The following is a 13,303-nucleotide window of genomic DNA, read 5'->3' on the forward strand; positions in this document are numbered from 1 at the left end:
CGCTCCGGCGCTAACGGCTAGAATCACGGGTGGGCCAGTTGCCCCCACCCGAGAGGCACCTGGCAGGCGACCCAAGGATCAAAGGAATCGCGTGACCCAAATCGTTCCAGTACCAGACCTCGACGGCTTCGTCCGCCCGGGTCAAGGGGCCGGACTGATCGACGTATTCCGCCGGCGGTACCTGCTCTCCCTCCTCGTCCGCAAGGAGGTCCAGGTCCGCTATCGCGGATCGGTCCTCGGCTGGATGTGGTCCTACGTCAAACCGATCACCCAGTTCCTGGTGTTCTTCGTCGCCCTCGGCGTCTTCCTGCAGCTCAACGGCACCATCCCGAACTACCCGGTCTACCTGTTCTCCGGGCTGATCGTGATCAACCTGTTCAGTGAGGCGTTCAGCAACGGCACCAAGTCGCTGGTCGACAACGCGCCGCTGATCAAAAAGATCTACCTCCCCCGCGAGCTGTTCCCGGTGTCGTCCACCCTGGTGGCGTTCGTCAACTTCCTCCCCCAGGCCCTGGTGCTCGCCGTGGTCTGTGTGTTCACGGGCTGGCGCCCCAGCGTGGTCCAGCTTCTCGGCATCCTTCTGGGCGTGCTCATCATCGTGCTGCTGGCCATGGGCCTGAGCCTGTTCTTCGGCTCGATCAACGTGTCCTTCCGCGATGCGCAGAACTTCGTCGAACTGGTCCTGCTCGTGGCCACCTGGGCGTCCCCGGTGCTCTACCAGTGGAACACCGTCGCCAAGGTGCTGCCGGACTGGATGATGGTGATCTACCAGCTCAACCCGATCACCGCGGCCGTCGAACTCATGCACGCCGGCTTCTGGTACCCCACCACCGACGGAAGCAGTCCGCTGCCGCCGAACCTGTGGTTCTTCGGCCTGTGCGCCCTGGTCACCTCGAGCGTGCTCCTGGTCATCGGACAGCTTGTCTTCCGCCGATTGGAGCGTCGTTTTGCCCAAGACCTTTAACGAGCAGGCGCCGCCGCGACTGGCCATCATCGTCTCCGACCTCCGCAAGACCTTTCTGCTGCGGCACACGCATTCCCTCAAGGAATCCGTTATCGCCGCGGTCCGCCGCAAGCCCATCTCGTCGAGTTTCAACGCGCTCGAGGGCGTCAACTTCACCATCAACGCCGGTGAGTCCGTCGCCCTGATGGGCTTCAACGGCTCCGGCAAGTCCACGCTGCTCAAGCTGATCTCCGGCGTGCTCCGGCCCGACACCGGGGAGGTCCTCACCCGGGGCCGCGTCGCCGGTCTCATCGAGGTGGGCGCCGGGTTCCACCCCGATCTGTCCGGCCGGGAGAACATCTACCTGAACGCCGCCATCCTCGGCATGAGCCAGAAGGAGATCGACGCCCGGTTCGACGCGATCGTCGAGTTCAGCGAAATCGCCAAGTTCATCGACACCGAGGTCAAGCACTACTCCTCGGGCATGTTCCTCCGCCTCGCGTTCTCGGTCGCCATCCACACCGAGGTCGACATCCTCCTGGTCGACGAGATCCTCTCTGTGGGCGACGAACCGTTCCAGCGCAAGTGCCTGGCCAAGATCCGCCAACTGCACGCTGAGGGCCGCACCTTGGTCGTTGTGAGCCATGACCTGGGCATGGTCGCCGACCTCTGCGACCGGGGCATCCTGATCGACAAGGGCAAGGTCGTCTTCGACGGCGAATCGCACGAGGCCGTCGCGCGCATGCGCGCCCAGTAACACCAGCACCCACGCCGGGATCCCGCCGACGGCAGCACGACGAAGCGCCCCGACCGAGGTCGGGGCGCTTCGTCGTGGTGTGGAGTCCGGGTTACTTGGTGATCGTCCCGCCCTTGGGCATGCTGCCCAGCTCGGCGGAGGTGACGGTGTACACCTTCGGTGCCTTGCCGCCGTTCAGCCGCAGCAGGACGGCCCAGGAGCCCACCTCACGGTACTTGCCTTCGGCGATGTAATACACCGCCGGTGTGCCGGCCACCGTGACGAAGACCCGGCCGACGGTCTCCTGGGACAGCGTGAGCGTCGAACAGGTGGTGTCGCGCAGGCTCGTGAGCGCGAATCCGGTGGTGTTGCCCGAGCCGAGCCGGTACAGGGTGCCCTTGAGGCCGATGTACTGGGTGCCGAAGCAGGTGACGACCCGGCTCACCGAGCCCGCGGTCTTGGTGTACCCCGTGATGACGGAGTCCGGCACCGTACGGTAGCCCGTGATGCCCAGGGAGTCGGTTGTCCCGAACGAGCCGACCCGTGTCATCCGGTCGTGTCCGTCGGTGAGGTACACATTGGGGCTGCCGGCCGACTTGATCAGCGACGCCGGAGCGACGATGCCGCCCGGGCGGGCGAAGGTCTTGATGGTGCCCGACGACCACGTCACGATGGTCGGGGTCTTGCCGCCGTTGAGCGCTATCACGTCGCTCCAGGCCAGGACCTGGCGGGCGGTGCCGTCGACGATGCGGTACACGGTCGGTGACCCCTTCGCCATTGCGAAGACCTTGTTCGAAATCGTCGCGCCGGCGCCCAGCGCTCGGCACGTGGACGGTGTGAGAGTGGTGGTCGCGATGCCGGCGCCGTTGCCCTTTCCCAGCGGTGAGGCCTTCTTGCCGTGAACGAGGACGAGCTTGGAATTGCAGGTGGCGACCAGGGTGAGGTCGGCGGCCGCCCGATTGTAGCCGCTCATCGTTGCGCTCGACACCGTCTTGATCGACGAGGCACCGTACTCGCCCAAGACCGCGAGCGAGGGCACCCGGATGCGGGAGAAGGTGCCATCGACCAGGAAGACGTCGCTGGATGTCGCGGTCTTGATCGCCGTTCCCGGCGTTTCGAGTGTCCGTCCGACGGGGTAGCGCTTCGCGTTCTCGGTGTCCATGGTGCCGACCCAGGGGCTCTTGCCGCCGTTGATCCGCAGCACGCCGGTCCAGGACGCGACCGGGAACCGGGTCGACGAGTTCAGGAAGTAGGTGGTGTCTTTGCCCGGCACCACCATGAAGTTGGAGACTTCCCCGCCGGTGGGGAGCTTGCTCCACTGGCCCGGCATCAGGTCGGTCGGTGACCCGCAGTCGTAACCCCACACCGAGACCTGGCCGCAGCTGGTGAACCGGTGCCGGGAGTTGGCCTGCACCAGGGCGATGTCCCCGGTCAGGGGGTTGCGCACCAGCGGGCTGGCGTTCGTCCCGTTGCTGTAGCCGGCCAGGTAGGCGGTGCTGACGTTGCGGTAGGTGCCCAGCTTGGCGAGGGCGTTGTAGACAGCGGTGGTGGGGACGTAGTGCTTGACGGTGCCGGTGATGAGGTAGATGGCGCCGGACACCTTGTCGCGCACGAAGGAACTGCCACCGCTGGTGCTGCCGAACCAGTTCGTGAAGTACGCCCAGAAGTTACGGTTGCCGTACGAGGAGCAGCCGTCGCCGGTGCGGCCGATGTTGTCCAGCGAGGCCTGGTTCGGCCGGTACGGCGTGTAGACGTACAGCGCGGCGGTGGCCTGGTTCTCGATGTAGACGCTGGACGTTCCGCAGGAGGCGTTCGGGTGGTACTGGATGGTGTTCCACCGGCCGGCGACATAGCCGCGCGATTCCGGCCGCGCCTGGTACTTCTTGAACTGCCAGGCGGCGTTGTACACCTGGTTGAAGAAGCCGTAGTAGGTGGAATCGCAGACCGCGGTATCCGGGCAGCCGTATCCGGTCGCCTTGCGGTAGGTTCCGCTGGTCGGCGCCGTGCCGGAGATCAGGCCGGTCTCCTTCTCCAGGAGCACCAGGAGCACCTGCGGGTTGATGCCGCAGGCGGTGGCGACCTTCGAGATGATGGCGGCGGCGCTCTCCTTCGAGGAGCCGGAGTAGGCGGTGCAGCCCTCGCTCTTGGCGCTCTGGGAGGCGGTTTTCTGGCTGTAGCTCTTGAGGCAGGTGTAGCCGGACCGGCAGTTGGGCACCTTGCTGTTCAGGAACGACTGGATCTCGGACTTCGACAGGGTGCCCGAGTTGTAGAAAACGGCGTCGCTCATGATGTTGCCGGCGTTGAAGTCGCTGCCGGAAGCCGCGGCTGCTGAGTCCTCCGTCGTGGTCGCGCCGACCGTGAGGAACCCGATGACGAGGGCGAAAACACCGATCGTGGCGGTCAGTCGGCCGATGCCGCGTCTGACTCGGTGGGCTCGAGGCCACTCTGGGGCAGGTCGGAACACGGCGGGGCCTCGGCTATCTTGTCGGTTTGCTGAACCTGGCAAAAGCACGAGAAAGCCCGCTGGGATGCAGAGATTCGCCCCCACGGTTATGCTCACGCGTCTGCACACGTGTAACAACCATAACCTGCGGTGTTCGCGAGGATCCGCTCCTGGTGGGTGTGACGCGCCGGTCAGTCCCCGTCGGATCGGAAGTTGCGCACAATGAACCGGCGGTAGGCGACCCGTCGGACGGCCACGGGGACGAAGCGGTATCCGCCGCGGACGAGCACGTTGCGCGCGAACTGGCGGCGGGTGACGAATCGGTCCTTGAGCAGGCTGCGCTGCAGGGCGATCTCGCTGCGGAACAGCGTGAATCCGCCTCTGCGGCCGTAGGCGCCGGCATCCACCCGGTACATCACCAGCGGATCCGGCAGGTTCGCCACCACGGCGCCCGCCTGGATCATCCGCGCGAACAGCCAGTAGTCCTCCATCAGCGGCAGTTCCCGGTACCCGCCGGCCCTGGCCACGACCGACCGGCGGTACACCACGGTGGGGTGGTTGAACGGGTCGGAGAATCGGGCGCTGGTGACGATGTCGTCGGGGTCGGTGGGCGGGATCCGCTTGCCGAGAACCCGGCCCGCCTCGTCGAACTCGAGCATGCCGGTGCCGACGAGGTCGTAGCCGGACTCCATGACGGCCAGCTGGCGTTCGAAACGGGTCGGCAGGGAGATGTCGTCGGCGTCCATCCGGGCGACGACGTCGTGGGCGCAGTGGGCCAGGCCGCTCTCCAGGGCGCGGGCAAGGCCGACATTCGCGGGCAGCCGCACGTGGTTCACGGGCACCGGCGAGCTGGCCGTCGCGGCCGCAACGGCCGCGGCCAACTCGGTGCCGATGGGGCCGTCCTGCACGATGACGACGTCGCTGGGGCGGCGGCTCTGCTCGATGACGGTGCTGGCGAACGCCTTGGTGAAGTACGCCGCCTTGTCCCCGGCGTAGACCGGCAGGAGCAGGGAGAATTCGGTTCCGGCCACGGTCAGGACACCCCGGCTTCGCAGGCGGCGACATCGTCGGATGCCTCGCCCAACCCGGCCAGCGCCACCCGGTTGGGCCGGGGGCGGCTGCGGAAACCGTCGCGGAGCCCGCTGCGCAGGCCCCTCGCAAGCAAGGGCCGGTCGGCGGACGCCGTGAAGGTACGGGCCCAGCGGCGCAGGGACGATCCGGTGTAGAGAAGCTTCTCGGCCGGGCTCAGCCCGCGGGAGCGCCGGAGAAGCCAGACCTTGTTGCGCACTTCGTAGTAGAACCGGGCGCCGGGGTCTACGTCCGTGGCACCGAGCTTGACGGTCTTGTGCACCACGACGCTGCCGGGCACGAAGAAGCCGCGACTTTTCCGCAGGATGCGCATCGAGTATTCGAAGTCGTCGTTCCAGATGAAGTAGTCGGCGATGGGCAGCCCGTGCCGGCGCACGGCGTCGGCCCGCACCAGCATCGACACGAACGACGTGCTGCGCACCGGGACGGCGTCTCGGGCCTCGGCGGCGGCCTTCTCGGCGGCGCGGACGAAAGGCTTGGGCCGGGGGGTGTTCATCGGGTGGTCCTGCCCGTCGGTCCACACCACCCGGGAGCCGGCGATGGTGACCCGGTCATCGTCCCCGACGCTCGCAAGCAGCGCCGCCAGGGCGGTGTCGGTCGGCACCGTGTCGTCATCCATCAGCCAGACCAGGTCGGCCGCCTGGCGCACCACGGCTCGGGCGGCTCCGATCGCGAAGCCGCCGGCGCCGCCGGTGTTGCGGGCGACGGACACCAGGTCGACGTGCGGGTACCGCGTCCGCACCACGTCGGCAGTGTCGTCGGTGGAGGCGTTGTCGACGACGACGATAGCGGCGACCGGGCTGGTCTGCCCGGCGAGGGCGTCCAGCACCTCGATCAACAGGTCGCGACGGTTGTAGGCGACCACGACCGCTATGGTGCGAACGGCCCCACCTGTCATACCGTCACCTCGGGTGCCGGTCGGCGGCTGCCGACCGCCAGCCGCCCCACGGCGTTGGTGTTGCCGTCCCGTCGGCGGCCGATCAGGCGCAGCACCGGCCAGCCCAGCAGGATCAGCAGGATCAGCGCGGCCGCCGCAAGCTGCAGCGGGTACCCCGGCGAGTGGAACGACACCGTCACGGTCTGACCGACCTGGGAGGCGTCGATGTCCACGCCGAGGAGGAAGGTTTCGACCGGCTCGTCGGAGATGGTGGCGCCCTCGGCCTCGTAGCCGGGCCACGGGATCCTGCTCAGCGCGACCTGGCCGCCGTCGGGACCGACGGCGTCGACCTGGAAGGTCACCCCCATCGCGTCCTCGCTCAGCACGCTGACCTCGGTGCCCTCGGAGGACCACACGACGGATCCGGCGCCGGGAACGGGTTCGTCGCGCACGATCAGGCGGGTCTGGTCGGAGTCTTCGACGATCGCCCAGCCGTCGGGAACGTCATTCCAGTCCCGTCTCGGCACGACGCCCTTCACCGACTGCACCGAGCTGATGCCCATCAGGTCGGCTGCCGTCAGCCCGGTCTCGTCCATCGGCTCGAACAAACGGTCGTAGAGGTCGGGGCAGGTGGAACCGTTGTAGGACATGCAGGTGAGGTTGTTGTACGGGCTGTAGTACACGGCGGAATACGCGTTCTGCACGTCCTCCTCCGCCACGTACCAGAGGTTCCCGACCAGGAGCTCGTCCCAGGCGTCGGGGTCGTTCACGTCCGGCACGCCGCCGACGACGACCACGTCGCCCTCGGCGGACTGGAGCTGGTCCTGGTACTCGCTGACGTCGACGGGGACGTTGTAGTCCGGCAGCGGCGAGGTGGGCGAGGACACGTGTTGGGGAACCAGCAGCAGCACGGTCAGGGCGATGCCCGTCCAGCCGAGAGTCGCAACGCCCCGGCCCGCGAGCCGACCGGAGGTATTGCTGCCGAGGAACGGGAGACCGCGGCCGGACAGGATGCGGTAGGCCACCCACAGGGCGGCGAGGATGATGACCGTCACGAGGAGCAGCAGTTTGATGTACTGCGGGGCGGCGGCCCAGGTGAGGCCGGCGCCGACGAGCACGAAACCGCCGGCGAGCAGGAACCGGCCGCGACCGATCACGGCCGCCGTGGCGTGGGAGAGGCCCACTGCGAGCAGCAGCAGCACAGCGAGGGTGACGTACGGCATCATCCGCACCGGGAACCGCAGCGCACCGAAGTCGCTGGGCAGCAGCACTCCGATCAGCGCGGCGATGAGGATGATGACAATGCTCAACCGGGCGCGCAGCAGGCCCCACAGGCGGCCGAAGTCCACGAACGCCAGCAGCGGCAGGAACCAGGCGATGTAGAGCAGCGGCGCGTACGGGAAGTTCCCGCTGAAGAACAGCATCGAGGGGGTGCCGACCGGAGTCGACGACGCGAACAAGCCGCTGAGGTTCACGGTCAGCAGTCCGGAGTTCTCGTAGGTGCTGGTGCGCCCGGTGACCGGCGCGGTCAGCACGCCGGGCAGGTGCACGATGACGGCGAAACTGCCCGCGGCGAAGGCCAGGCCGAACGCCCGCACGATCGACGGACGGTGCTTGCTGACGAACGCCTCGACGATCAGGGCGCCCAACACGAGGGCGAGGAAGATCGTGGCGTGCGCGTAGCCGATGCCGACCAGGCAGATCGCCGAGAGGATCGGCAGAACCGGCGACTTCGCCTGCAGCACGGCCCGCCGCGCCAGCACCCAGGTCAGCGGGAGGAAGCTCCACGCCATCAGTCCGTTCACCCAGGACGACGCATCCATATACAAGGTGAACCCGGCCAGGGGCGCGGCGACGGCGACGAGGGCGGACCAGGGGCGGAGCGCTCCGAAGTTGCGGGCCAGCGCGTAGATGCCGACGGCGCCGAGCAGCAGGAAGGTGACCTTGATGACGGTGCTGAAGATCAGGGCGTTGCCCGCGTAGTAGGCGCCGATGCCCACCAGCCAGAGCAGCGGGCTGAAGATGCCCCAGGCGCCCTCGGCCAGGTAGTTGCCCGACTGCCAGACGCGGGGGTTGATCAGCGACCAGTCCAGGTCGAGCACCCGCCGGCCGATCTCGTACCACTGCCCGAATGCACCTGACTGGGTGTCGTCGACGAAGTAGAAACCGTGGTCGAAGAGCAGTGGGACACTCGCTCCCACCAGGACTGCCACCACGACGAGAATGGGCCACACTATTTTGGACTGCACCAGAAGATTATCCCTCACGGTGCCTTCACAAGCGCACGCCGGGGCCAGCGGGTATCGTGGTGGGGTAGTTTCCCCAACGAAACGAGCAACCACCTACACATGAGCATTCACGCGCAGCCCTCCGGCCCCACCCCCGCCGCCGCTGACGAGCCCCTCGTCTCCATCGTCATCCCCGCCTACAACAACGCGGACTACCTCGACGAGACGATGAAGTCAGTGCTCGGCCAGACCTACGCCAACCTCGAGGTGATCGTGTCCGACCACGCGTCGACCGATGCCACCTGGACGGTGATGCAGCGCTACCGCACCGACCCACGGGTCACTCTGCTGCACACCGAGGCCGGCGGCGGCGCCCTGCGCAACTGGAACCGCGTGAGCCAGGCGGCCACCGGCGACCTGATCAAGCTCGTCTGCGGTGACGACCTGCTCTACCCGACCATCGTGGCCCAGCAGGTGGCCGCGCTCGTCGCCGAGCCGACCGCCGTGCTCGCCGCCTCCCCGCGTGACATCGTCGACGCCAACAGCGTGCCGGTGATCAAGAATCGTGGCCTCGCCGGGCTCACCGGCGTGCACGACGGCACCGTGGCCGTGCGGAAGAGCGTCACCCAGGGCACCAACATCTTCGGCGAACCCGGCTGCGTGCTGATGCGCCGCAGCGTGCTCGAGAAAACCGGCTGGTGGGATTCTCGCTGGCCGTACCTGATCGACCAGGCCTCCTACTCCCGGGTGCTCCTGGAAGGCAAATTCGTCGGCGTCCCCGGCAGCCTGGCCGGCTTCCGCATTTCGGACAGCCAGTGGAGCGTTCGCCTCGTCGCGGAGCAGGCCGCCCAGGCGATGGGCTTCCACAATTGGATGGCCGAGACCCGCCCCGATGTCGTGTCGAAGGCCGACCGGATTCTCGGCAACACCCGGGCACGGGTGATGGCGCAGGTTCGTCGCCTCGCCTACGTCTGGCTCGGCCGGCGCATGTCGAAGGCGGTGAGATCGGATGCAGCAGCAAGCGCCTGATCCGGCCGGTGAATCCGGCCGTGTGGTAGGTTCTGAACCCGTGACACTCCCCGCAGCAGAACCCGGCGTCGCCGACCACAGCATCTCCATCGTGATCCCCGTGTACCAGGGCGAACGCACCCTGGGCGGCGTGCTCGACGAGATCGAACCGCTGACCCGGCTGAGCATCACCCCGGACGGCTACACCTTCCAGGTCGAAGAGGTCCTGCTGGTCTTCGACCACGGACCGGACAACTCGGCGTCGATCATCCGTGACATCACCGAACGGTACCCGTTCGCGCGCGGGATCTGGCTGAGCAAGAACTTCGGGCAGCACGCCGCCACCCTGGCCGGAATGGCGTCCTCCGGCGGCGACTGGATCGTCACCCTCGACGAGGACGGCCAGCACGATCCCCGCGCCATCGGCGGCATGCTCGACACGGCCATGCGCGAGCAGGCCAGCGTCGTGTACGCCAAGCCCACCAACCCGGCTCCACACGGCGCCCTGCGCAACGGCGCCTCCAAGGGTGCCAAGTACCTGCTCACCAAGCTCTCCGGCTCCGGCGCCGCCGCCGACTACCAGAGCTACCGGCTGATGCTCGGCAACATCGGGCGTAGCGTCGCCGCGTACGCCGGCAGCGGCGTCTACCTCGACGTGGCCATCGGCTGGGTCGCCGCCCGCGTCACCACTTCCCCCGTCGAGCTGCGCGAGGAGGGCGAACGGTCGTCCGGCTACTCCGCACGCCGGTTGTTCTCCCACTTCTGGCGCATGATCCTCACGACGGGCACCCGGGGCCTGCGTCTGGTCAGCGGGCTCGGTGTGGTCTTCGCTCTCGTCGGTGTCGTCTTCGCCGTGGTGATCTTCATCCAACGCCTCGCCGGCGACATTGCCATCCAGGGCTGGGCCTCCCTGAGCGTCCTGGTTCTGCTCAGCGCCGGTTTCATCCTCTTCTCCCTCGGCATCATCGCCGAGTACATCGGCATCAACGTGAACATGGCGATGGGCAAGCCGCCGTACCTGATCACCACCGACCCGGCGGATGGTCCACTCGGGCGGACGCGCAAAGCGCTCAAGTGACGACCTATGCCTGGGTGATCGGTGCCCGCGGCCTGCTCGGTAGCGCCACCTCCGCGGCCATCGGGCGACGCAACGGCTGGGTGCTGCTTCCGGCGGAGCCGCTGCCGTGGGAGGACGATGCGGCGCTGGTCGAGTCGGCCTCGGCGACCGCCGAACGGTTGCTGCGCGCCGCCGCCATCGATTCCGCGGACTGGGTCGTGCTCTGGCTGGCCGGCAACGCCGTCACGTCGACTCCCCCGGCGGCCATCGCCCGGGAACTGCATCAGCTCAAGCTGGTGCTGGACACGGTGCGCACCACCGCGGGTTCGCACGGCACGGCCGCGCGCGGCGCGGTGTTCTACGCCTCGTCAGCCGGCGGCGTCTACGGCGGGTCGGCGCATCCACCGTTCGACGAGACCAGCACACCGGTGCCCATCTCCGGTTACGGCCGGTTCAAACTGGACGCCGAAGCGAGCCTGTTCGAGTTCTCCCGGTCGTCCGGGGTCTCGGTGCTGGCCGGCCGGATCGCGAACCTGTACGGGCCGGGCCAGAAGCTCGGCAAGATGCAGGGCCTGATCTCGCACCTGGCCAAGGCCCAGTTCTCCCCCCGTCCCGCTTCGATCTTCGTTCCGTTGGAGACCATGCGGGACTACATCTTCGTGCGCGACTGCGCCGAACTCGTCGTGGACTGCGTGGACCGCCTCCATGCCGTGTCGGCCGTGGCCGGTCGTACCGAGGTGGTGAAGAACCTTGCCTCCGGCCAGGCCGTGACGATCAGCAACCTGCTCGGGCACATCCGCAGCCTGGCCAAGGGCCAGCCGAACGTGATGCTCGGCTACTCGGCCGAGGCGTCCATGCAGGGCCTGGACCTGCGCATCACCTCGACGGTGTGGCCCGACCTCGACAAGCGGCAGCTCACCAGCCTGCCCGCCGGAATCAAGGCGACCATGGACGACGTCCTCGCCCACATCCAGTCCGGCGGCTGAGCCGCGCCCGCACACCCGCGAGTTCCCGCAAAAGGCCCCGTGGAACTCCAAGGGGCCTGTGCGGCAGGCGGTGGGACCGATCGTTAGTCGGTCGTGAGCAGCCCGGCGAGGTAGCCGCCGTAGCCGCTTTTGGCGAGGGGTGCGGCGAGTCGGCTGAGTTGGGTGTCGTCGATCCAGCCGGCGCGCCAGGCGATCTCTTCGATGCAGCCGATCTTGTGGCCTTGGCGGTCTTCGATGACGCGGACGTATTCGGAGGCCTGCATCATGGATTCGAAGGTGCCGGTGTCCAGCCAGGCGGTGCCGCGGTCCAGGACCTGCACGTGCAGGTTGCCCTGGTTGAGGTAGCGCTCGTTGACGGTGGAGATCTCCAGTTCGCCGCGGGCGGAGGGCTCGATGGACTTGGCGATCTCGACGACGGAGTTGTCGTAGAAGTACAGGCCGGGCACGGCGTAGTTGCTCTTGGGCTTGACCGGCTTCTCTTCGATCGACACGGCGGTGAAGTCGTCGTCGAACTCGACCACGCCATAGGAGGTGGGGTTGGACACGTGGTACGCGAAGATCAGCGCGCCATCGATGTCGGCGTTGTTGCGCAGCGCCGTTCCCAGGCCCGCGCCGTGGAAGATGTTGTCGCCCAGGACCAGGGCGACGCTGTCGTCGCCGATGAAGTCCTCACCGATGGTGAACGCCTGCGCGAGGCCGTCCGGGGAGGGCTGCACGGCGTATTCGAGCTTCAGGCCGAGGTCGCTGCCGTCGCCGAGGAGCGCTTTGAACTGGTCGTTGTATTCGGGGGTGGTGATGATGAGGACCTCGCGGATGCCGGCCATCATCAGCGTCGACAGGGGGTAGTAGATCATCGGCTTGTCGTAGATCGGCATCAGTTGTTTGCTGATGCCCTTGGTGATCGGCCACAGGCGGGTGCCAGAGCCTCCGGCGAGAATGATTCCGCGCATGGGTCAGTTCCGTTCGTTGAGCGTCTGGTAGTAGGCGCGGGCGGCGTCCCAGGTGGGCAGCAGTCCGCTTTCGGCGGCCTCGGCGAGGCTGAGCGCGTCGGTGTCCTTCGGGGAGAGCCGCAGTTCGCCGGCCGCGGACGGGAAGACCAGGCCGACCTCCTCGTCGAGGGGGTTGATGCCGTGTTCGGCGCCGACGGTGTAGGTGGAGGAGACCAGGTAGCTCACGGTGGCTTTGTCGGTCAGCGCGACGAACGCGTGGCCCAGGCCCTCGGAGAGGTACACGGCCTTCCGGTCGACGTCGTCCAGCAGCGCCGAGTCCCACTGGCCGAAGGTGGGCGAGCCGACCCGGATGTCGACGATGAAGTCGATGATCGCCCCGTGGGTGGCGGTGACGTACTTGGCCTGGCCCGGCGGGATGTCGGCGAAGTGGATGCCGCGCACCACCCCGCGGCTGGACACGCTGGTGTTGGCCTGGCGCAACTCCAGCGGGTGCCCGACGGCCTCGGAGAGCTTGTCGAAGCGGTACCACTCCAGGAACACGCCCCGGTCGTCACCGAACTGCTTCGGGATGATTTCGTAGGAATCAGGGACTTTGAGTTCGCGGATCTGCACGGCGCCATCCTATTGGCCGGTGGTTTCGGTCGGATTACATGACGGCATGGGTCAGCGTCACGCGTGAGAAATATGGAGCCGCTACTATTCAGTCCTCAGCAGACCTAAGGAGCGCCTACTCTTCATGAAGATCCTCGTCACCGGCGGCGCCGGGTTCATCGGCTCGAACTTCGTTCGCCGCACCCTGCAAGACGCCTACCCGGGCCTGGAGGGCGCTGAGGTCGTCGTCCTGGACGCGCTCACCTATTCCGGCAACCTGGAGAACCTGGCCCCCGTGGCCGACTCCCCCCGGTACAGCTTCGTCCAGGGCGACATCCGCGACGGCGCCCTGCTGGACACCCTCTTCCCCGGCCTGGACGCCGTGGTGCACTTCG

At 67.5% G+C, this 13,303-nt stretch carries 12 protein-coding genes; 6 read left to right on the forward strand and 6 right to left on the reverse strand.

All coding sequences use genetic code 11. From position 1 onward, the window contains the following. The first annotated feature begins 91 nt into the window (after positions 1-91). Both JWP54_RS02850 and JWP54_RS02855 read left to right on the forward strand, forming a co-directional pair. Positions 92-964 carry an ABC transporter permease gene (locus JWP54_RS02850; protein ID WP_297366924.1) on the forward strand — a complete coding sequence of 291 codons (873 nt, stop codon included), beginning with the start codon at positions 92-94 and terminating at the stop codon, positions 962-964. After that, positions 948-1,700, forward strand: coding sequence for an ABC transporter ATP-binding protein (locus JWP54_RS02855; RefSeq protein WP_297366927.1), 753 nt, complete (start codon positions 948-950; stop codon positions 1,698-1,700). The genes JWP54_RS02850 and JWP54_RS02855 overlap by 17 nt, the downstream gene beginning before the upstream one ends. A gap of 91 nt (positions 1,701-1,791) precedes the next feature. Here JWP54_RS02855 and JWP54_RS02860 read toward each other — a convergent pair whose 3' ends face one another. The 4 genes from JWP54_RS02860 to JWP54_RS02875 form a co-directional block, all read right to left on the reverse strand. After that, positions 1,792-4,143, reverse strand: a complete 2,352-nt coding sequence (locus tag JWP54_RS02860; RefSeq protein WP_297366930.1) for a hypothetical protein — start codon at positions 4,141-4,143, stop codon at positions 1,792-1,794. Between the two features lie 170 nt (positions 4,144-4,313). Continuing rightward, positions 4,314-5,153, reverse strand: a complete 840-nt coding sequence (locus JWP54_RS02865; protein WP_297366933.1) for a glycosyltransferase — start codon at positions 5,151-5,153, stop codon at positions 4,314-4,316. 2 nt (positions 5,154-5,155) lie between these two features. Further along, positions 5,156-6,109 carry a glycosyltransferase gene (locus JWP54_RS02870; protein ID WP_297366936.1) on the reverse strand — a complete coding sequence of 318 codons (954 nt, stop codon included), beginning with the start codon at positions 6,107-6,109 and terminating at the stop codon, positions 5,156-5,158. Then, positions 6,106-8,337, reverse strand: a complete 2,232-nt coding sequence (locus JWP54_RS02875; RefSeq protein WP_297366939.1) for a hypothetical protein — start codon at positions 8,335-8,337, stop codon at positions 6,106-6,108. Before JWP54_RS02875 ends, JWP54_RS02870 begins: the two co-directional genes overlap by 4 nt. A gap of 99 nt (positions 8,338-8,436) precedes the next feature. On the opposite strand from JWP54_RS02875, the gene JWP54_RS02880 reads away from it, so the two are divergent. The 3 genes from JWP54_RS02880 to JWP54_RS02890 are packed head-to-tail and all read left to right on the forward strand — an operon-like array spanning position 8,437 to position 11,367. After that, positions 8,437-9,345 carry a glycosyltransferase family A protein gene (locus JWP54_RS02880; RefSeq protein ID WP_297366942.1) on the forward strand — a complete coding sequence of 303 codons (909 nt, stop codon included), beginning with the start codon at positions 8,437-8,439 and terminating at the stop codon, positions 9,343-9,345. 40 nt (positions 9,346-9,385) lie between these two features. Then, positions 9,386-10,402, forward strand: a complete 1,017-nt coding sequence (locus JWP54_RS02885; RefSeq protein WP_297366945.1) for a glycosyltransferase — start codon at positions 9,386-9,388, stop codon at positions 10,400-10,402. Further along, entirely contained in the window at positions 10,399-11,367 is a 969-nt protein-coding gene (locus tag JWP54_RS02890; protein WP_297366948.1) for an NAD(P)-dependent oxidoreductase, read from the forward strand. The genes JWP54_RS02885 and JWP54_RS02890 overlap by 4 nt, the downstream gene beginning before the upstream one ends. Positions 11,368-11,450: 83 nt before the next feature. Here JWP54_RS02890 and rfbA read toward each other — a convergent pair whose 3' ends face one another. Beyond that, the gene (rfbA, locus tag JWP54_RS02895) at positions 11,451-12,317 is read right to left on the reverse strand and encodes a glucose-1-phosphate thymidylyltransferase RfbA (protein ID WP_297366951.1); all 867 of its coding nucleotides are present in this window, start codon (positions 12,315-12,317) and stop codon (positions 11,451-11,453) included. 3 nt (positions 12,318-12,320) lie between these two features. Next, positions 12,321-12,929, reverse strand: coding sequence for a dTDP-4-dehydrorhamnose 3,5-epimerase family protein (locus JWP54_RS02900; RefSeq protein WP_297366954.1), 609 nt, complete (start codon positions 12,927-12,929; stop codon positions 12,321-12,323). A gap of 124 nt (positions 12,930-13,053) precedes the next feature. Between JWP54_RS02900 and JWP54_RS02905 the strand changes: the two genes are divergently transcribed. Then, on the forward strand, positions 13,054-13,303 hold a 250-nt coding region (locus JWP54_RS02905; protein WP_297366957.1), incomplete at its 3' end, for an NAD-dependent epimerase/dehydratase family protein.

The organism is Cryobacterium sp., from assembly GCF_025463825.1.
Lineage (GTDB): Bacteria > Actinomycetota > Actinomycetes > Actinomycetales > Microbacteriaceae > Cryobacterium.